The following is an 18,692-nucleotide window of genomic DNA, read 5'->3' on the forward strand; positions in this document are numbered from 1 at the left end:
GGCCAACCTTCCTGTCGCGTGCATATGCACGTGCATTCACCCTTGCGCAGAACGTTGTCACTGATCACGCTGGAGGCCGCCGGCTACGCCGGAAGGAGCTGTCTCATGAACGCCGACGAACGATCGGCTTGGCCCATCAGCACCTTCGCCGAAAACGATTACCGGTTCGGGCTTGGTCCGCTGCGGATGCGGGTGGAGGCGGTGGATTGGGCCGTACCTCAGGACCACAATGGCGATCTTTGGTACGAAGTCGATGGCATCGAGATGACCGCGGATGGCCGCGAAGTCCAGCGCAGGCAAGTTTTGGTCAAAGCCACCCGGCTTCCGAGGCCGACCCGCACCAGCCGCACGTAGCGCCGAGACGTGCCGGGGTGAATCGCCGTGGTGCAGCCGTGCGCCGGTAGACCGCGACCGCGTCGTCCCGCCGACCGGCGATCCGCAGGGCGTCGATGAGCAGGGCGGCCAGGCGTTCGCGGGCGGGTTCCCGCAACGCGAGATCGGTGAGCAGCTCGATCACGTCGCCGGCCCGGCCGAGAGCCAGTTCGCTCCCGGCTAGGTCCTCGGCCGCCGCCAGCCGTTGCGTGTCCATGCGGGTCCGCAGCGGGCCGAGCGAATCAGCGGGGACGTCGGCCAGCGCCGACCCGCGCCACATCGCGAGGGCGCGGCGCAGCAGCTCGGCCGCGTCGCCCTCGTCGCCGGCCGATCGCGCCGTCCGGGCCTGGCCCACCAGGCCGAGGAACCGGTGCCAGTCGACCACCGCCGGATCGGCCTCCAGCCGGGTAGCCCGCCGAACCGGCCACCAGCGCCGCCCGGTCACCCACGCCGGCCGCCCGGAAAGCGCCGCGCAGCCGGGAGACATAGTCGGTGACCAGCCGGTCGACCGTCGGCGGCGGCCCATCGGCCCGATCCCAGGCCAGGGCGATCAGATCGGACCGGCTGACCGTGCGGTTGGCATGGAAGGCGAGGACGCCAGCACGGCCCGCTGCCGTGCGCCGAGCGGGATCCGGCGGCCGTGGCTCGCGCCCGGGACTGGAACCTGGGAACTTCCTGAATCGAGCGCCGCCGATCTGTGGTGGCGGCCACAGGTTTGCGGGGGGATTGCCTCAGGCGGAGTTCGTAGCGTCCTGATCCCTGAACGGACGTCTACCCCCCGAGACGGAGATCACCCATGTCGGATCGGAATCTGAGCCGCCGCGATGTGCTCAAGGGCGCCGCGGCGGTCGGCGGCGCCGGGCTGGTCGTGGCGGCGGCCGGTGGCGAGGTGCTGGCGTCCTCCAGCAAGCTGGCCAGCAAGAACACGCCCCAGCCGTACACCAGCATGTTTCGCCGCCCGCCCGTCCTGATGCCCTCCGAGCAGGGGGTGGACGAGAAGGGGCCGTACCAGAAGTACTGCCTCACGCAGAAGGTCGGCCGGGCGAGCATGGTTCCGGGGCTGACCACCGAGATCGCCGGCTACAACGGGATCTTCCCGGGGCCGACCATCTCCGTGCAGCAGGGCACCCGCACCGAGGTGCGGATCGCCAACCACCTGAACGTCCAGAAGCTGAACGGGCTGCCGTTCCGGACCGTCACCCACCTGCACGGCTCGGCTTCGCTGCCGCAGTACGACGGGTACGCCAACGACTGGACCGTGGCCGGCAACTGCAAGACGTACAAGTATCCGAACTGGCAGCAGGCCCGCACGCTCTGGTATCACGACCACAACCATCTGAGCACCGCGCAGAACGTCTTCACCGGCATGGCCGCGCAGTACCACCTGCACGACCCGTACGAGCAGGCCCAACTGCCCCAGGGCGAGTACGACGTCCCGCTGTTCGTCAGCGACATGGCGTTCAAGGCCGACGGCTCGGTGGCGTTCGACGACTCGGACCACGCCGGCTTCATGGGCGACACGATCCTGGTCAACGGCGTGCCGTGGCCGAAGATGCGGGTCAAGCCGCGGGTCTACCGCTTCCGCATGCTGGCCGCCGGCATCTCCCGCTCGTTCCGCTTCGCCCTGAGCACCGGCGAGCCGCTGTACGTGGTCGGCAACGACGCCGGGATGACGCCGAAGGTGACCGCGGTGCCGTCGTACCGGCACGGCGTGGCCGAGCGCTACGAGATCCTGATCGACTTCCGGAAGTACAAGGTCGGCCAGAAGATCGAGCTGCGCAACCTGAGCAACAAGAACAACGTCGACTTCGCCAACACCGGCAAGGTGATGCAGTTCGAGGTGGTCGCCGACTCGGGCGCGCCGGACCCGTACGTCATCCCGAAGACGCTCGACCTGGGCCCGCAGCCGTTCACCAACCGGGGCGCGATCGAGGTCAACAAGCTGACCCCGGACATGGCCAAGGTCCGCCGGCGGGTGCGCGTGGAGCGCAAGCACGGCCTCTGGACGGTCAACGGGGAGACCTGGGAGGACGTCGAGGCGACCAACTTCCAGCGGGTGCTGGGCAACCCGAAGCCGTACGACGTGGAGATCTGGGATCTGGTCAACGAGTCCGGCGGCTGGTTCCACCCGCTGCACATCCACCTCATCGACGCCCAGATCATCGGCCGGAACACCACCCCGGACGGCAAGGCGCACCCGTGGGAGGGCGGCGGCAAGGACGTCTTCTACCTGGGCGAGAACGAGACCGTCACCGCGCTGATGCAGTTCACCACCGGCGACGGCAACGACGGCGGCCGTTACATGGTGCACTGCCACAACCTGGTGCACGAGGACAACGACATGATGATCCAGTTCGCGGTCGGCGACGTGAACATGAACGACCCGGTCACCTCGGACCGTTCGGGCGCCGACGACCGGGACGAGCAGCCCTCCGTCTACGCCCCCGGCTTCCCGCTGGGGTCGTGATGCGGGCCCGGATCTGCCTGGTTCTCGTCGTGCTCGTGGCCGGCGCGCTGCTGGTCGGGCGGGCCGGCGGATGGTTCGCGAACCCGATCGCGGCCTCCACCACGCCGGTCGCCCGGGTCGTCAGCGACGACACCGGGGACGGGCAGGCGACCACCACCTTCGACCGGGCGATGGTCCGCAAACGGGCGGCGATCGGGCTCCACCCGGGTCCCGGCGCCGACCGCGCGAAGATCGCCCGCGAGATGCGGGCGATCGCGAGGCAGACCAGGCTCGGCGCTCTCCAGCCGGCCACGTTCGCGGTGTTCAGCCGGGAGATGCTCGAGTACCTGGTGCCGGAGATGACCTTCGTGGCGCCGGAGGGCGTCTCGGTCGAGAAGGCCGAGGCGATGATGCGGGACCACCAGCCGGCCGATGTCGCGTTCTACCTGGTTCAGCCGGTGCTGGTCCACGACATCACGTTCGGGCTGGTCACGGCCGGGACGTCGGCCGAGGACGTGCGGAAGGCGGCCGACTACGAGGGGATCGTCACCGACACCCTGGGCCGCTACACCACGTCGGTGCAGAAGCAGGGGCTGGCGATCCGGTACTTCGGGGCGGTGCTCAGCGACTACTCGATCGGGGTGGTGCGGGACGCGCTGGGCCGGGCCGCCGGGGTGCCGGCCGACCGGGTCCAGGTCTCGGCCAACCGGCCCGGCCCGGGCGTGGACCTGAGCAACGGGGTCAACCTGGTCGACAACGAGGCGACGCACCACCACGGGTAGGCCAAGCGTGGCCCGGAGCCGCCCTGAACTGACGGTTCAGGGCGGCTTCAGCTTGTGATCAGGGACACCGCAGGGATCGCAAACCGGGCAAGGCCACCATTTAGGAAATTTCCGGTTCTCCTCCGCTCCCAAGGAGTCACCGCATGAAGCTCCGCACCGTCGCCGCGGTCGCCGCCCTCCTGGCCGGCACGCTCGTCGCCACCCCCGCCCAGGCCGCCCCGATCGGCCAGGGCTTCACGATCACCCCCACCGACCTGTCGTACATCCTCAAGCAGATCAAGATCGCTGAAGCCCACGTACGCAACACGACCAGCGCCACCGGCCCGTGCGGCGCGCTGCTCGGCGCCGGCCCGGACCAGCTGGCCAGCCCGATGCTCGCGTTCGGCCTGCGGACCGTGGACGGCTCGTGCAACCACCTGGCCGAGGGCGAGGAGAAGTACGGCGCCTCGGACCAGACGTTCCCCCGCCTCGGTGGCAAGGCCTTCAAGGCCGCGGAGGACGCGCCGGCCGGGATGTTCGGGCCGCGGAGCTTTCCCACCACGTACGCCGACAAGAGCGCCGGCAACGTCGTGGTCGACTCGCAGCCCCGCCTGATCAGCAACCTGATCGCCGACCAGACCGCGAACAACCCGGCCGCCCTGGCCGCGGCCGGCTACCCGGTGCGCAGCCAGACGACCGGCACCGGCGGCGTCACGATGGACGGCGGCACGGTGTTCATCCCCAACGTCACCACCGACATCGGCCTCAGCGCACCGTACAACTCGTGGTTCACGCTCTTCGGGCAGTTCTTCGACCACGGCGTCGACCAGACCGTCAAGGGCGGCGGCACGGTCATCGTCCCGCTGCGGGCCGACGACCCGCTGATCGCCGGCCCCGACCGGACCCCGGGCAACGGTGACGACCCCCAGCCGGGCGACGGCCGCTACGTGCCCGCGTCGATGCGGTTCATGGCCCTGACCCGGGCGGCCAACCAGCCGGGGCCGGACGGGAGGCTGGGCACGGCCGACGACGTCCAGGACGCCACGAACACCGACAGCCCGTACGTCGACAACTCCCAGACGTACACCTCGCACGCCTCGCACCAGGTCTTCCTGCGGGCCTACACGCTGGTGGACGGCCGGCCGGTGTCGACCGGCGACCTGCTGGCCGGCGCCAGTGGCGGGCTGCCGACCTGGGCCGAGACGAAAGCTCAGGCGCGTACCCTCCTCGGTCTCGATCTCGCCGACAAAGATGAGCTGGCCGTCCCCACGATCCTGGCCGACCCGTACGGCCGGTTCGTGCCCGGACCGGACCGCGGCCTCCCGCAGTACGTCACCCGGCACGGCCTGGTCGAGGGCAACCTCGCCGACCCGGTCGCGGTGCCGGCCGACGTGCTCACCTTCGGCACCCCGTTCCTCACCGACATCGCGCACCACGCCGACCCCACCCCGGTCGACACCGACCACAACCCGGCCACCCCGCCGGTCGCGCCCCACCCCGACGCCGACGCCACCGCCTCGGCCGACTTCGCGTCCCAGCCGGCCGGCACCTACGACGACGAGATGCTGGCCGCGCACTACATCGCCGGCGACGGCCGGGCCAACGAGAACATCGGCCTGACCGCGGTGCACCAGATCTTCCACTCCGAGCACCAGCGGCTGGTCGGCGACATCGAGCGGGTGCTCACCGAGGACGGCACGGCGCTGAGCGAGTGGCAACTGGCCGGCGGCTCGTGGAACGGCGAGCGGATCTTCCAGGCCGCCCGCTTCGTCAACGAGATGGAGTACCAGCACATCGTGTTCGAGGAGTTCGCCCGCAAGGTCCAGCCGGCGATCAACCCGTTCCAGCCGTTCGCGTTCACCCAGACCGAGATCAACCCGGCCGTCACCGCCGAGTTCGCGCACGCCGTCTACCGGTTCGGCCACTCCATGCTCACCGAGCGCATCAGCCGCACTCTGGACGACGGCACCGACGCCTCGATGCCGCTGCTCGACGGCTTCCTCAACCCACCCGCCTTCACCAGGAACGGGACGCTGAGCCCCGAGCAGGCGGCCGGCTCGATCGTGATGGGCATGTCCGACCAGGTCGGCAACGAGCTCGACGAGTTCATCACCGACACGCTGCGCAACAACCTGCTCGGGCTGCCGATGGACCTGGCCTCGCTGAACATCTCCCGCGGGCGCTCGGAGGGCCTGCCCTCGCTGAACGCGTTCCGCCGGTCGCAGACCGGTGCGCTCACGGCGTACACCAGCTGGGTTGATTTCGGCGAACACCTCAAGCACCCGGAGTCGCTGGTCAACTTCATCGCGGCGTACGGCAAGCACCCCTCCGTGGCGGCCGCGACGACCGTGGCCGGGAAGCGGGCCGCCGCGCAGGCGCTCGTGGACGGCGACGCCACCTTCATGAACGCGCCGGCCGCCGCCTCCGGGCTGGACGACGTGGACCTGTGGATCGGCGGGCTGGCCGAGGAGACCATGCCGTTCGGTGGCCTGCTGGGCAGCACCTTCAACTACGTGTTCGAGAAGCAGCTGACCAACCTGCAGAACGGTGACCGGCTGTACTACCTCGCCCGTACCCCCGGCATGAACCTCCGCACGCAGCTCGAGGGCAACTCGTTCGCCGAGCTGATCGGGCGCACCACCGACGCGCACACCCTCAAGGCCGACTCGTTCGGCACGGCCGACTGCAAGTTCTCCCTGTCACGGATTCATGGCACAGTCGGCAACCAGGTCGCCGACGACCCTTCTTCGGCGTGCGACGAGAACGCGCTGCTGATCCGGCTCTCGGACGGCACCATCGCCTACCGGGCCCGCAACAGCGTCGACCGGCCCGGGATCAACGGGCAGTCGGTGTTCGGGGGGACCGAGGACGCCGACCGGGTGCGGGCCGGCAACGACAACGACACGATCTGGGGCGCCGAGGGCGACGACGTCCTCGAGGGCGGCGCCGGCAACGACGTGGCCATCGGCGGCGAGGGCGACGACATCATCACCGACGCGGCCGGCGACGACGTGCCCAAGGGCGGGCCCGGCAACGACGCCATCGACGCCGGTATCGGCGCGGACATCGTGATGGGCGGCACCGGCCAGGACTTCACCAGCGGCGGCGCCAACATCAACGAGACGTTCGCCGGCGAGGGCGACGACTTCGTGACGGCCGGCGAGGGCGAGGACGCGGTCTTCGGCGACGCCGGCGACGACTGGGAGGAGGGCGGCGACGGCCCCGACCTGCTCCAGGGCGACAGCGGCAACCTGTTCTTCCTGGACGACTCCAACCGGCCCGGCCACGACGTCCTGGTCGGCGACGGTGGCGACGACGACTACGACATGGAGGGCGGCGACGACATCGGCGTCCAGGGCCCCGGCATCGAGAAGAACGCCGGTGGGTCGGGTTTCGACTGGTCTGTTCTGGGCGGCGACAGTGATCTTGCGCTTCCCCTGGCGCCCCTGGGAACGCTGACGATCGGGGTACGTGACCGGTACAACGAGGTCGAGGCGCTCTCCGGCACTTCTGGAAACGACACGCTGCGTGGTGACGACGTGGTGCCCTCGGCCGTCGGTGGCGGCGGCTTCCTCGGCTGCGACGCGCTGGACGCGGCCGGAGTCGCCCGGATCCACGGGCTCGACCAGGTGGTCACCTCCCTGCCGACGGCGCTGGCCGACGTCGGCGACGCCACCGGCCGGCCCTGCGACCTGCACGGCACCGTGTGGGGCGACGGCAACATCCTGCTCGGCGGGGCCGGCGACGACGTCATCGAGGGCCGCAGCGGCAACGACATCATCGACGGCGACCGCTACCTCAACGTGCGGCTCAGCGTCCGCGACGGGGCCGGCCACGAGATCCGGTCGGCGCCGGCCATGGCCGACCTGTACAACGACGTCTTCGCCGGCAAGATCAACCCCGGTCGGATCGCCACCGTACGGGAGATCCTCACCGGGTCCGGCGGCACCGACACGGCGGTCTTCTCGGGCATCCGCGCCCAGTACCTGATCGAGAAGACCGGCGACGCCCTGCTCGTGACCGGCCCCGACGGCGTCGACATGGTCCGCAACGTGGAGAAGCTCCAGTTCGCCGACGAGACGGTGGACGCCTCGACGTTCACCGCCTTCTTCGGTGTCACGGCGCTGGCCGGGGACGGGCAGGCAACGGTTCTGTTCACGCTGCCGCCGGCCGGGGGTTCGCCGGCGACCGGGCTGACCCTGTCGCGGACCGTCGGCGGGGTCACCACGCTGACCGAGCTGGCCGCCGACGCCACCAGCTTCGTGGCGACGGGCCTCAGCAACGGGGTGCCGGTGACGTTCCGGCTGCGGGTCAACACGGACGCCGGGCCCGGAGTGTTCAGCGAGGCCTCCGCGCCGGTGACGCCGGTCGCCGCCACCGAGGACGACGATGACGTTCCGTCCTCCACCCCGACGACCACTCCGGCCGACCCGTCCGAGCCGACCGGCCCCTCGATCTGCACCCCGCACACGGCCGGAGCCCCGGTGGAGCCGTGCGCGCCGGTCATCGGGACGGCCGTCGCCGGCGACGAGTCGGCACTGGTCAGCTGGACGGCGCCGGCTTCCGACGGCGGCAGCCCGATGCTCGGGTACGAGGTCCAGGTGCTCGACGTGGACGGCATCGTCACGGACGTGGACGTGGCCGGCCCCAAGGCGACATCGCTGACGTTCCACGGGCTGACCAACGGCGCGTCGTACACCTTCTGGATCCGCGCGGTGAACGCCGCCGGAGCGAGCGAGTACTCGGCGGTCTCCAATGCCGTGACCCCGGCGCCGGTGGTCGTAACGCCCACGACGCCGGTCCCCACCACGCCGACGTCGCCGGTCCCCACCAGTCCTGCGCCGAGCACCCCGCCGACGTCCAACGGCCCGCAGACCGCGCCGACCCTCCCCGGCGCGCCTCGCATCGGAACGGTCAGCGCAGCCGACCGCCGGGCCACCATCCGATGGACCGCCCCCACCGGCGGCGCCGACCTCTACGAGATCCAGGTCGTCGACGCGGCCACCGGCCGCCCGGTGGGCGCCATGCGCCTGGTGTCCGACAACGCCTCACCCGAGGTGATCGACGACCTGACCAACGGCCACGCGTACCGCTTCCGGGTCCGAGCCGTCAACGCGGTCGGCGCCGGCCCGCTCTCCGGACTCAGCGCCTCCGTGGTGCCGTTCTCGGTGGCGGGCACCCCGGCCACCCTGACCGGCAGGGCCGGCCTCCAGGGCGGCCCGGTCACCGCCGGGGTCACCTGGACGCCTCCCACCAACACGGGCGGCGCCCCGATCACCGGCTACCGCATCACCGTCCAGCGCTACACCGCGAAGGGCGCCCCCACCGGCACCCCGGCCGTGACGACGGTGAAGTCCACCACCCACGCCTGGACCCTCAACGCCGCCCGCGGCGTCCCGGCCGGCACGAAGTACCGGGTCATCGTCCAGGCCGTCAACGCCGCGGGGGCCGGCACCGGTCGCGGGGTGAACGTCCTGGCCCGCTGACCTGTGGACAGTTGACAGGTTCGTCGATTTCGAGCGCTACATTCCTTACCCACCCACAGGGGTGGGGGTGGCGGTGGCGGCCGCGAACCGCGTTTTCGATCTTGAAGAACATGACCGATCGCCGTTCCGGCGACCGGCGGCCGCGTCGGGGGCGCGTCAGACGCGGCCGCCGGCTCTCGGACAGCAGGGTCACTCCGGCGGACGCGGGGGGTGGGGTCATGTTCGTCGGCCACCGGAAGCACGAAGGGCACGACAAAAGCCCGGAGAGCCGGGTCTCAGGGCTCGGACGGAGCGGGTTGCCAGGCGGCGGCCCATTGCTCCAGCGGGGCGAGCGTGTCGAGCAGGGCCCGTCCCTGGTCGATCAGCTGATATCCGCCGCTGGTCTTCTCGAGGATCGCGGCGGCGCGTAGTTCGGTCAGGCGGCCGGTGAGCACGCTCGACGAGACGCCCTCCAGCGCTGCTGGAGGGCTCGGAAGGTCGGGACCGGATCGCCGCGGAGTTCCCACAGGAGCCGCAAGGTCCATCGGCGGCCGAGCAGGTCGAGGATCGCCATGACCGGCCGGCCCGTGCGGGATCCTCGGACCGGCCCCGATCGGACCACGGTCCTGTGCGGCGCCGAGTACGAGTGGGGCATCCACGTTGCCGTGTTCGCGACCAGGGCCGGGATCACCGAGGACCAGGTCCGGCCCCTGACCACGGGCACGGCGGCCGATGTCTGCTGGACCGACCCGGGCGACCGTGCGGTGATCACGGCCGTCGACGCCCCGCCCGCCCGCCACGATCTGACCGACGACGAGTGGGCTCCGCTCGTCGAGGCCGCCGGGCCGGACGGGGCCATCGATCTCATGCTGATCTGCGGCTGGTACCACGCCATCTCGTACGTGGCTCGCGCCGCACGCCTCGCTCCGGAGCCGGGCTCACCGACCTTCGACCAGATCAGCCGTCAGATCAGCCGTTGAAAAGGCCTAGCGCTGGTCGACGATGCGCTTCATCTTGCCCATCGAGCGCTCCACGCCGTCGGGCTCGATGACCTCGATCGTGACGCTGACGCCGATGGTGTTCTTGATCGAGGTGGCCAGGTCGTGACCGGCCGAAGCGGCATCCGTGGCCGACACGGACGGGCGGCGTTCGACCTTGACCGTGAGGGCGTCCAGGCGCCCGACTCGGGTCAGGACGCACTGGAAGTGGGGCGCCAGGGCCGGCGTCCGCAGGATCAGTTCCTCGATCTGGGTGGGGAAGAGGTTCACGCCGCGGAGGATGATCATGTCGTCGGTGCGGCCGGTGATCTTCTCCATGCGGCGCATGGGGCGTGCGGTGCCGGGGAGCAGCCGGGTCAGGTCGCGGGTGCGGTAGCGGACGACCGGCATGGCCTCCTTGGTCAGCGACGTGAAGACCAGTTCGCCGTACGAGCCGTCGGGCAGCACCTGGCCCGTGACCGGGTCGACGATCTCGGGGTAGAAGTGGTCCTCCCAGATGTGCGGGCCGTCCTTGGTCTCGACGCACTCGTTGGCCACGCCGGGGCCCATCACCTCGGACAGCCCGTAGACGTCGACCGCGTGCATGTCGAGGGTCTCCTCGATCTCCTGCCGCAGGTCCTGCGTCCACGGCTCGGCCCCGAAGATGCCGACCCGGAGCGACGTGGTCCGCGGGTCGACGCCCTGCCGGCGCATCTCGTCGACGATCGCCAGCATGTACGACGGTGTGACCATGATGATGTCGGGCTGGAAGTCCTGGATCAGCATCACCTGCCGCGGTGTCATGCCGCCGGACACCGGGATCACCGTGCAGCCGAGCTCCTCCGCCCCGTAGTGCGCGCCCAGACCCCCGGTGAAGAGCCCATATCCGTACGCGATGTGCACCCGATCGCCGGGCCGCCCGCCGGACGCCCGGATCGACCGGGCCATCAGGCGAGCCCAGGTGCGTACGTCGGCAAGGGTGTACCCGACGACCGTGGGCCGGCCGGTGGTGCCCGACGAGGCGTGGATCCGGGCGATGGACGTGCGCGGCACCGCGAACATGTCGAACGGGTAGTTCTCCCGCAGCGTCGCCTTGTGCGTGAACGGAAAACGCGCCAGATCCGATAGAGAGCGCAGATCAGAGGGGTGTACGCCGGCCGAGGCGAAGAGAGCGCGGTAGGCCGGCACGTTCTCGTACGCGTGCTGGAGCGACCATCGCAGCCGCGTGAGCTGGAGCGCGCGCAGTTCGTCGACCGACGCGCGTTCGATCGGTTCCAGATCTTCCTTGCGGGGAGTGCGATCTTCCACGGCTAGTCCCTCCTGACGCGCAGTCCTTCGAACGCCATCGCGACCACGGTGTCGGCCAGCGCCGTGGCCCCGCCACGCTTCGGCCGGTACCACTCGGTCAGCGAGTTGACCATGCCGAACAGCAGCTTCGCGGCCGTCGCGGGATCGACGTCGGCCCGCAGGTCACCGTCGGCCTGTGCCTGCTTGACCAGGTCGGTGGCCAGCGCGTCCAGCACCCGGCGGCGGTTCAGCGCTTCCTTCTCGACCCCGTTGTTCCCGCGTACGCGCAGCAGCAGCGTCACGAACTCGAGCCGGTCGGCCAGCACCAGCACACTGCGGCGGATCAACGTCTCGAGCCGCTCGACCGCGGGCGCCTCCATGTCGAGAACGAAGGATGCCGCCTCCTGCAGCCCGTCCAGCGCGTGATCGACGGCCATCCTGAGCAGGTCCTGCTTGCCGGTCACGTGGTGGTAGATGCTCGACTTGGTGATGCCGAGCGCCTCGGCCAGGTCGCCCATGCTGGTGGCTTCGTACCCACGCTCGTTGAACAGCCGCACCGCCGCGGTCAGCACCGCGCCTTGGTCGTGACCGGGGCGTCCGCGGCGGCGGGCCGGCGAATCGGTCATGACGCGATCACCCGGCTGCGGCCCCGGAACTCGGCGATCACATCGTCCCCACGGGTCACCGTGACGTCGTAGAGGCCGCTCCGCCCGCTGACGGCGCGTTCCGTTGCGACGGCGACCAGGACGTCGCCGACCCGCGCCGGCCGCAGGAAGCTGATGTCGGCCCCGGCCGCCACGGTCACCGGCCCATGGCTGTTGCAGGCGCAGGCGAAGGCCGTGTCGGCCAGCAGGAACACGTACCCGCCGTGGGCCAGCCCGTGGCCGTTGACCATGTTCTCCCCGACGGTCATACGAACCGAGGCCTGCCCATTTTCTGAAGAGAGCAGTTCCATGCCCAGCCCCTGCGAAGCCCGGTCGCGGGAGAACATGAGATGGGCCGCAGTCTGTGCCACCAACGCTCCCAGGGGTTGATAACCGAACGAACGGACGGTAGATAATGAGACAGCCAACCGCACAGGAGCGCAGATGACAACCCCCGCCGAGTGGTACGAGACCCATCGCGAATTGCTCGACCGGGCGGTCGCGGCGACGCGGACCCGTGACTACTGGTCCGCCTACCCGGAATCGCCCAGCAAGTCGGTGTACGGCGAGGAGGCCGCCCCGGCGGGGGAGAAGGCGTTCAAGGCCCGGCTCAACGCCGACTTCCCGCTCGGCGGGCCGGCGGCCGAGCGGGTCGCCACCGAGCGCTCGCCGTGGGGCTTCGACCTGGGCATCCGCTATCCGAAGGCGGACGCCGCGGCGCTGATCGCCGCGGCCCGGGCCGCCACACCGGCCTGGCGTGCCGTCGGGCCTCAGGGCCGGGCCGGCGTGGCGGCCGAGATCCTCCGGCGGGTCAACGCCCGGTCGTTCGAGTTCGCCCAGGCCGTGCAACACACCACCGGCCAGGCGTTCGTGATGGCGTTCCAGGCCGGCGGCCCGCATGCTCAGGACCGCGGCCTCGAGGCGGTGGCCGCCGCGCTCGACGCGACCACGCGCGGGCCGGCCGAGGCGAGCTGGAGCAAGCCCCAGCGTGGCGGCGAGCCGCTGCGCATGACCAAGACCGCCACCGTCTCCGGCCGGGGCGTGGCCCTGGTGATCGGCTGCAACACGTTCCCCACCTGGAACTCGTACCCCGGCCTCTTCGCCTCTCTGGTCACCGGGAACCCGGTCATCGTCAAGCCCCACCCGGGCGCGGTCCTGCCGCTGGCGCTGACCGTGCTGATCGCCCGTGAGGTGCTGGCCGAGGCGGGTCAGAGCCCCGACCTGGTGTCGCTGGCCGCCGAGGCGCCCGGCGACGGCATCGCGGCCACCCTGGCCACCCACCCCGACGTGCGGATCGTCGACTTCACCGGCTCCAGCGACTTCGGCAACTGGCTCGAGGCGAACGCTCGCCAGGCCGTCGTCTACACCGAGAAGGCCGGGCTGAACACGGTCGTCGTCGACTCCACCGACGACTACAAGGCGCTGCTGCGCAACCTGTCGTTCTCGCTGTCGCTCTACAGCGGCCAGATGTGCACGACGCCGCAGAACATCCTGGTCCCGGCGGCCGGCGTGCGCACCGACGCGGGCGTGAAGTCGCCGGACGAGTTCGCGGCCGACCTGAGCACGTCGATCGACAAGCTGCTCGGCGACCCGGCGCGGGCGGCCGGCACGCTCGGCGCGATCGTCAACGACGGCGTGCTGTCCCGGCTGACCGAGGCCAGTGGCGCGGCCGGCGTGGTGCGGACGACCGGCGAGGTGGCCGACCCGCAGTGGCCGGAGGCGACGATCCGCACGCCGGTCGTGGTCAAGCTGGACGCGGCCGACGACAAGGTCTACACCCGGGAGTGGTTCGGCCCGGTGTCCTTCGTGATCACCACCGAGTCGACCGCGGCCGCCCTCGAGCTGTTCGTCGAGACCGTGCGCCACCACGGCGCCCTGACCGCCTCGGTCTACTCGACGTCGCCCGAGGTGATCGAGGCCGCCCGCGATGCCGCGCTCGACGCCGGCGTGCATCTGTCGGAGAACCTGCTGGGTGGCGTGTTCGTCAACCAGACCGCCGCCTTCAGCGATCTGCACGGCACCGGCGCCAACCCGGCGGCCACCGCCGCCTTGACGGACGATTGGTTCGTCAGTGGCCGGTTCTTCGTCCTCCAGTCAAGGCGGCATGATGCCTGAAGCATTTCTTGTTGGTGGGGTACGCACACCGCAGGGCAAGTACGGCGGGTCGCTCGCCGGCGTCCGCCCCGACGACCTCGCGGCGCTGGTGGTCGGTGAGGCGGTGCGGCGGGCGGGCGTATCCGAGGATGTCATCGACGAGGTGATCCTCGGGGCCGCGAACCAGGCGGGCGAGGACAACCGCAACGTCGCCCGGATGGCCGCGCTGCTGGCCGGGCTGCCCGACACGACGCCCGGCTTCACGGTCAACCGGCTCTGCGCGAGCGGCCTGACCGCGATCCAGGCCGCGGCCAACGCGGTGCGGGTGGGTGACGCCGACATCGTGGTGGCCGGCGGCGTCGAGTCGATGACCCGCGCGCCGTGGGTGATGGCCAAGCCGGGCACCCCGTGGGCGCGGCCGGGCGAGGTGGTCGACTCGGCGCTGGGCTGGCGGTTCACCAACCCGGTGTTCAAGCAGCGGGACAAGACCACGATCAGCATGGGCGAGACGGCTGAGGAGGTGGCCGCGCTCGACGGCATCACCCGGGCCGACAGCGACGCGTTCGCGCTCCGGAGCCACAACCGGGCCATCGCCGCGATCGACGCCGGAAAGTTCGAGTCGGAGATCGTCGCGGTCGGCGAGGTGAGCACCGACGAGATCCCGCGGCGGGGCTCGACCTTGGCGAAGCTGGGCACGCTCAAGCCGGTGTTCCGCAAGGAGGGCATCGTCACGGCCGCCTCGTCATCGCCGCTGTCCGACGGCGCGGCCGCGCTGATCGTGGCCAGCGAGGCCGCGGTCGAACGGTACGGGCTGACGCCCCGGGCGCGCGTGGTCACGGCCGCCGCGGCCGGCGTTCCGCCGCACATCATGGGCATCGGCCCGGTCCCGGCCACCGAGAAGGCCCTGGCCCGGGCCGGCTGGACCACCGGCGACCTCGACGCGATCGAGCTGAACGAGGCGTTCGCGGCCCAGTCGCTGGCCGTGATCCGGCGGCTCAAGCTGGACGACGAGCGGGTCAACGCGGACGGCGGGGCGATCGCGCTCGGCCACCCGCTGGGCTGCTCCGGCGCCCGCATCACGGTCACGCTGCTCGGCCGGATGGAGCGCGAGGACGCCCGGCGCGGCCTGGCCACCCTGTGCGTCGGCGTCGGCCAGGGGCTGGCGATGCTGGTGGAGCGGGTATGACAGACCTGCCCGGGACGGTCGGGGTGATCGGTGGCGGCCGGATGGGCGCCGGGATCGCCCAGGTCTTCGCGGCCGGCGGCTCGGCCGTGACCATCGTCGAACGCGATCCGGCGGCGGCCGCGGCGGCCCGCGACCGGGTGGCGATGGGCCTGCACCGGGCGGCGGCCAAGGAGACGCTCCCCACCACCCCCGGTGAGGTGCTGTCCCGGGTGTCCGTCGTCGACTCGGTGGGCGAGCTCGCACCGTGCGAACTCGTCGTGGAGGCCGTACCCGAGGATCTCGATCTGAAGCGGCAGGTCCTGGCGGCCGTGGGCGAGGCGGCGGTGCTGGCCACCAACACCAGCTCGCTGTCGATCGGCCGGCTGGCCTCGGCGGTGGGCGACCCGTCGCGCGTGATCGGCATGCACTTCTTCAACCCGGTGCCGGTCAGCGACCTGGTCGAGCTCGTGGTCGGCCCGGCGACGGCTCCGGCGGTGGTGGAGGCGGCGACGTCGTGGGTGGGCGCGCTCGGCAAGACCGCGATCTGCGTACGCGACACGCCCGGCTTCGCCACCAGCCGCCTCGGTGTGCTCCTCGGCCTGGAGGCGATCCGCATGGTGTCGGAGGGCGTCGCTTCACCGGCCGACATCGACAAGGCCCTCGAGCTGGGGTACGGGCACCCGATGGGCCCGCTGCGCACCACCGACCTGGTCGGGCTGGACGTGCGGCTCGCCATCGCATCACATCTGCACGCCGAGCTCGGCGATCGTTTCGCCCCGCCGCAGCTGCTGCGGGACAAAGTGGCGCGCGGCGAACTGGGCCGCAAGACCGGACAGGGGTTCTTCACGTGGTGAGCGCTTTCGAGGACACGATCGCTCGTGACCAGCGGATCGAGCCGCGGGACGAGATGCCCGACGCCTACCGGAAGACGATGATCCGGCAGATCGCCCAGCACGCGCACTCCGAGATCATCGGCATGCAGCCCGAGGGCGACTGGATCACCCGGGCGCCCACGCTGCGGCGCAAGGCGATCCTGCTGGCCAAGGTGCAGGACGAGGCCGGGCACGGGCTCTACCTCTACTCCGCCGCCGAGACGCTGGGCGCCGACCGCGGCGACCTGACGACCCGGCTGATCGAGGGCCGGCAGAAGTACTCGTCGATCTTCAACTACCCGACGCTGAGCTTCGCCGACGTCGGCGTGATCGGCTGGCTGGTCGACGGCGCCGCCATCTGCAACCAGGTGCCGTTGTGCCGCAGCTCGTTCGGGCCGTACGGCCGCGCCATGATCCGCATCTGCAAGGAGGAGAGCTTCCATCAGAGGCAGGGGTACGAGCTGCTGATGACCATGATGACGCGCGGCACCGACCGGCAGCGCGAGATGGTGCAGGACGCCACGAACCGCTGGTGGTGGCCGTCGCTGATGATGTTCGGCCCGCCCGACGGCGACTCGCCCAACACCGCGCAGTCGATGGCCTGGAAGATCAAGCGTCACACCAACGACGAGCTGCGCCAGCGCTTCGTCGACATGTCCGTGCCCCAGGCTCTTGCTCTGGGGGTCACGTTGCCCGACCCCGCTCTGAAGTGGAACGAGGAGCGCGGCCACCACGACTTCGGTACGCCCGACTGGGACGAGCTGAAGCGCGTCATCTCCGGCGACGGCCCGATGAACGCCACCCGCGTCGCCCGGCGGCGCGCGGCCCACGAGGACGGCGCCTGGGTTCGCGAGGCGGCCGCGGCACACGCACGGAAGAAGGCGTCATGAACCACGAGTGGCCCCTGTACGAGGTGTTCGTACGCGCGAAGCGAGGGTTGAATCATGTGCACGTCGGCTCGCTGCGGGCGGCCGACCACACGATGGCGCTGCACCACGCGCGCGACCTCTACACGCGGCGCAACGAGGGCGTGAGCATCTGGGTGGTGCGTTCCGACGACGTGGCCGCCTCGGGCCCCGACGCCAAGGAGCCGTACTTCGCGCCCAGCGGCGACAAGGCGTACCGGCACCCGACCTACTACGCCATCCCCGACTCCGTCCCGCACATCTGATGTCCTTCGACGACGCGTACGGTGCGCTCACCGACCACGACGACGACGCCCGCTGGGCGTACGGCACGGGTTTCGCCGACCCCCTGGCCGGCGTGCCCACTGCCTTCTCCCCGGCCGCCGACCGCCCCGCGCTGGCCTCGTACTGCCTGATGCTCGGCGACGACGCGCTGATCATGTCGCACCGGCTCCAGGAGTGGGTGACCCGCGCGCCCGAGCTCGAGGACGAGGTGGCGATCGCCAACATCGCGCTGGACCTGCTCGGCCAGGCCCGCCTGCTCCTGACCCGGGCCGGCGAGGCCCTGGGCGATGGCAATGAGGACGCGCTGGCCTACGGTCGCGGGCCGGCCGAGTTCCGGAACGTGCAGCTGGCCGAGCGGGCCGATCCCGATTTCGCCCACCTGGTCGCCCGGCTGCTGGCGTTCTCGACGTGGCGGCTGGCCGTGCTCGACCGCCTGCGTGACGCCGACGACCCGGTCCTGGCCGCGGTGGCCGCCAAGGCGGTCAAGGAGCTGACCTACCACCGCGAGTACGCCGCCCAGTGGGTCATCCGCCTCGGCGACGGCACCGACCTGTCCCGCGAACGCATGCAGTCGGCCGTGGACGCGTTGTGGCCGCTGCTCGCCGAGCTCGACCACGAACCGTCCCCGCTGGCCCCGAAGGACTGGCGCCCGGAGTTCGACGCCGTGATGGCTCACGTGTTGTCCACAGCCACCCTGACGGCGCCCGCGCCTGTGGACAACGTGGCCGAACCGTCAGACCCGAGCGCTACATTCTCGCCCACCCAGAGGGGTGGGGGCGGTGGCGGTGCGCGCGAAACCGAACTTGATCTTGAAGCGCCGGCTTCGAGCGCGCCGACCGGGCGGGACGGTGTGCACACGCCCGCGCTGGCCGAGGTGCTCGACGAGATGCAGAGCCTCGCGCGGTCGGTGCCGGGCGGTGTGTGGTGAGCCGGAACGCCGCCGAGGTGGCCGCCACGGTCACCGATCCGGAGATGCCGATGTTGACGCTCGCCGATCTCGGGGTGATCCGGGAGGTGCGCGAAGACGGTGACGGCGTGGTTGTCACGGTCACGCCGACCTATTCGGGATGCCCGGCGATGGACGAGATCCGGGCCGATCTGCGGCGGGCGCTGGCCGGGGCCGGCTACCGCGAGGTCGAGGTCCGCACGGTGCTGGCGCCCGCGTGGACCACCGACTGGATCTCCGCGGAAGGCCGGGCCAAGCTCGCCGCCGCCGGGATCTCGCCGCCCGGCCAGGCGCCGCGCCGGCCGGCCGGGCCGGTTCCGCTGATGTTGGGTACGCCACGGCCGGCGATCGCCTGCCCGCAGTGCGGGCACCCGGAGTCGGAGCAGATCGCCGCGTTCAGCGCCACCGCCTGTCGTGAGCTGCGGCGCTGCCCGGTGTGCCGGGAGCCGTTCGAGCACGTGAAGGAGATCTGA

The 18,692-nt window shown here is 71.1% G+C and carries 17 protein-coding genes; 12 read left to right on the plus strand and 5 right to left on the minus strand.

All coding sequences use genetic code 11. From position 1 onward, the window contains the following. Nucleotides 1-105 precede the first annotated feature (105 nt). On the plus strand, nucleotides 106-354 hold the full coding sequence (locus tag AB0O15_RS25185) for a hypothetical protein (protein WP_364322857.1): 249 nt from the start codon (nucleotides 106-108) through the stop codon (nucleotides 352-354). On the opposite strand, the gene AB0O15_RS25190 is transcribed toward AB0O15_RS25185, so the two are convergent. Then, entirely contained in the window at nucleotides 308-859 is a 552-nt protein-coding gene (locus AB0O15_RS25190; protein ID WP_364322859.1) for an AfsR/SARP family transcriptional regulator, read from the minus strand. The two genes, AB0O15_RS25185 and AB0O15_RS25190, sit on opposite strands and share 47 nt — an antisense overlap. Before the next feature lie 309 nt (nucleotides 860-1,168). Here AB0O15_RS25190 and AB0O15_RS25195 point away from each other — a divergent pair, with 309 nt between their 5' ends. The 3 genes from AB0O15_RS25195 to AB0O15_RS25205 all read left to right on the plus strand — a co-directional run bounded on the left by AB0O15_RS25195 (nucleotide 1,169) and on the right by AB0O15_RS25205 (nucleotide 9,065). Beyond that, entirely contained in the window at nucleotides 1,169-2,839 is a 1,671-nt protein-coding gene (locus AB0O15_RS25195) for a multicopper oxidase domain-containing protein (RefSeq protein ID WP_364322861.1), read from the plus strand. Further along, on the plus strand, nucleotides 2,839-3,600 hold the full coding sequence (locus AB0O15_RS25200) for a hypothetical protein (RefSeq protein ID WP_364322863.1): 762 nt from the start codon (nucleotides 2,839-2,841) through the stop codon (nucleotides 3,598-3,600). Before AB0O15_RS25195 ends, AB0O15_RS25200 begins: the two co-directional genes overlap by 1 nt. Before the next feature lie 143 nt (nucleotides 3,601-3,743). Beyond that, nucleotides 3,744-9,065 (plus strand): peroxidase family protein, encoded by a 5,322-nt coding sequence (locus tag AB0O15_RS25205; RefSeq protein WP_364322864.1) that lies wholly within the window; start codon nucleotides 3,744-3,746, stop codon nucleotides 9,063-9,065. Nucleotides 9,066-9,340: 275 nt separating this feature from the next. Here AB0O15_RS25205 and AB0O15_RS25210 read toward each other — a convergent pair whose 3' ends face one another. Beyond that, a complete protein-coding gene (locus AB0O15_RS25210; RefSeq protein WP_364322866.1) occupies nucleotides 9,341-9,499 on the minus strand; it encodes a hypothetical protein in 159 nt (52 codons plus the stop codon). Between the two features lie 117 nt (nucleotides 9,500-9,616). Between AB0O15_RS25210 and AB0O15_RS25215 the strand changes: the two genes are divergently transcribed. Beyond that, nucleotides 9,617-10,024 carry a hypothetical protein gene (locus tag AB0O15_RS25215; RefSeq protein ID WP_364322868.1) on the plus strand — a complete coding sequence of 136 codons (408 nt, stop codon included), beginning with the start codon at nucleotides 9,617-9,619 and terminating at the stop codon, nucleotides 10,022-10,024. Nucleotides 10,025-10,030: 6 nt separating this feature from the next. Here the strand turns inward: AB0O15_RS25215 and paaK are convergent, their stop codons facing one another. The 3 genes from paaK to paaI are packed head-to-tail and all read right to left on the minus strand — an operon-like array spanning nucleotide 10,031 to nucleotide 12,299. After that, nucleotides 10,031-11,329 carry a phenylacetate--CoA ligase PaaK gene (paaK, locus tag AB0O15_RS25220; RefSeq protein ID WP_364322870.1) on the minus strand — a complete coding sequence of 433 codons (1,299 nt, stop codon included), beginning with the start codon at nucleotides 11,327-11,329 and terminating at the stop codon, nucleotides 10,031-10,033. 2 nt (nucleotides 11,330-11,331) lie between these two features. Further along, nucleotides 11,332-11,934, minus strand: a complete 603-nt coding sequence (locus AB0O15_RS25225; protein ID WP_364322872.1) for a TetR/AcrR family transcriptional regulator — start codon at nucleotides 11,932-11,934, stop codon at nucleotides 11,332-11,334. Beyond that, entirely contained in the window at nucleotides 11,931-12,299 is a 369-nt protein-coding gene (gene paaI / locus AB0O15_RS25230) for a hydroxyphenylacetyl-CoA thioesterase PaaI (protein WP_364323261.1), read from the minus strand. The genes AB0O15_RS25225 and paaI overlap by 4 nt, the downstream gene beginning before the upstream one ends. A 97-nt stretch (nucleotides 12,300-12,396) precedes the next feature. Between paaI and paaN the strand changes: the two genes are divergently transcribed. From paaN to paaD, 7 genes are read left to right on the plus strand one after another with little or no spacing between them, the layout of a single operon-like run. Then, a complete protein-coding gene (paaN, locus tag AB0O15_RS25235; RefSeq protein WP_364322874.1) occupies nucleotides 12,397-14,067 on the plus strand; it encodes a phenylacetic acid degradation protein PaaN in 1,671 nt (556 codons plus the stop codon). Then, a complete protein-coding gene (locus tag AB0O15_RS25240) occupies nucleotides 14,060-15,232 on the plus strand; it encodes a thiolase family protein (protein ID WP_364322876.1) in 1,173 nt (390 codons plus the stop codon). Before paaN ends, AB0O15_RS25240 begins: the two co-directional genes overlap by 8 nt. After that, nucleotides 15,229-16,065, plus strand: a complete 837-nt coding sequence (locus AB0O15_RS25245; protein ID WP_364322878.1) for a 3-hydroxyacyl-CoA dehydrogenase family protein — start codon at nucleotides 15,229-15,231, stop codon at nucleotides 16,063-16,065. The genes AB0O15_RS25240 and AB0O15_RS25245 overlap by 4 nt, the downstream gene beginning before the upstream one ends. Continuing rightward, entirely contained in the window at nucleotides 16,059-16,973 is a 915-nt protein-coding gene (paaA, locus tag AB0O15_RS25250; RefSeq protein WP_364322880.1) for a 1,2-phenylacetyl-CoA epoxidase subunit PaaA, read from the plus strand. The genes AB0O15_RS25245 and paaA overlap by 7 nt, the downstream gene beginning before the upstream one ends. Beyond that, nucleotides 16,970-17,254: a 1,2-phenylacetyl-CoA epoxidase subunit PaaB gene (gene paaB / locus AB0O15_RS25255; protein WP_364322882.1), complete on the plus strand. Its 285-nt coding sequence runs from the start codon at nucleotides 16,970-16,972 to the stop codon at nucleotides 17,252-17,254. The genes paaA and paaB overlap by 4 nt, the downstream gene beginning before the upstream one ends. Next, nucleotides 17,254-18,201: a 1,2-phenylacetyl-CoA epoxidase subunit PaaC gene (gene paaC / locus AB0O15_RS25260; protein ID WP_364322884.1), complete on the plus strand. Its 948-nt coding sequence runs from the start codon at nucleotides 17,254-17,256 to the stop codon at nucleotides 18,199-18,201. The genes paaB and paaC overlap by 1 nt, the downstream gene beginning before the upstream one ends. Continuing rightward, complete coding sequence (gene paaD, locus AB0O15_RS25265; RefSeq protein ID WP_364322886.1) at nucleotides 18,198-18,692, plus strand: 1,2-phenylacetyl-CoA epoxidase subunit PaaD; 495 nt, start codon at nucleotides 18,198-18,200, stop codon at nucleotides 18,690-18,692. The genes paaC and paaD overlap by 4 nt, the downstream gene beginning before the upstream one ends.

Source organism: Actinoplanes sp. NPDC089786, assembly GCF_040684855.1.
Lineage (GTDB): Bacteria > Actinomycetota > Actinomycetes > Mycobacteriales > Micromonosporaceae > Actinoplanes.

Excerpts from the sequence above, each read along its gene's own strand:
- paaI (WP_364323261.1), bottom strand. The coding sequence starts at position 12,299 with ATGTTCTCCCGCGACCGGGCTTCGCAGGGGCTGGGCATGGAACTGCTC.
- AB0O15_RS25200 (WP_364322863.1), top strand. The coding sequence starts at position 2,839 with ATGCGGGCCCGGATCTGCCTGGTTCTCGTCGTGCTCGTGGCCGGCGCG.
- AB0O15_RS25195 (WP_364322861.1), top strand. The coding sequence starts at position 1,169 with ATGTCGGATCGGAATCTGAGCCGCCGCGATGTGCTCAAGGGCGCCGCG.
- AB0O15_RS25240 (WP_364322876.1), top strand. The coding sequence starts at position 14,060 with ATGCCTGAAGCATTTCTTGTTGGTGGGGTACGCACACCGCAGGGCAAG.
- AB0O15_RS25205 (WP_364322864.1), top strand. The coding sequence starts at position 3,744 with ATGAAGCTCCGCACCGTCGCCGCGGTCGCCGCCCTCCTGGCCGGCACG.
- AB0O15_RS25215 (WP_364322868.1), top strand. The coding sequence starts at position 9,617 with ATGACCGGCCGGCCCGTGCGGGATCCTCGGACCGGCCCCGATCGGACC.
- AB0O15_RS25225 (WP_364322872.1), bottom strand. The coding sequence starts at position 11,934 with ATGACCGATTCGCCGGCCCGCCGCCGCGGACGCCCCGGTCACGACCAA.
- AB0O15_RS25245 (WP_364322878.1), top strand. The coding sequence starts at position 15,229 with ATGACAGACCTGCCCGGGACGGTCGGGGTGATCGGTGGCGGCCGGATG.
- AB0O15_RS25190 (WP_364322859.1), bottom strand. The coding sequence starts at position 859 with ATGTCTCCCGGCTGCGCGGCGCTTTCCGGGCGGCCGGCGTGGGTGACC.
- paaN (WP_364322874.1), top strand. The coding sequence starts at position 12,397 with ATGACAACCCCCGCCGAGTGGTACGAGACCCATCGCGAATTGCTCGAC.
- AB0O15_RS25185 (WP_364322857.1), top strand. The coding sequence starts at position 106 with ATGAACGCCGACGAACGATCGGCTTGGCCCATCAGCACCTTCGCCGAA.
- paaB (WP_364322882.1), top strand. The coding sequence starts at position 16,970 with ATGAACCACGAGTGGCCCCTGTACGAGGTGTTCGTACGCGCGAAGCGA.
- paaC (WP_364322884.1), top strand. The coding sequence starts at position 17,254 with ATGTCCTTCGACGACGCGTACGGTGCGCTCACCGACCACGACGACGAC.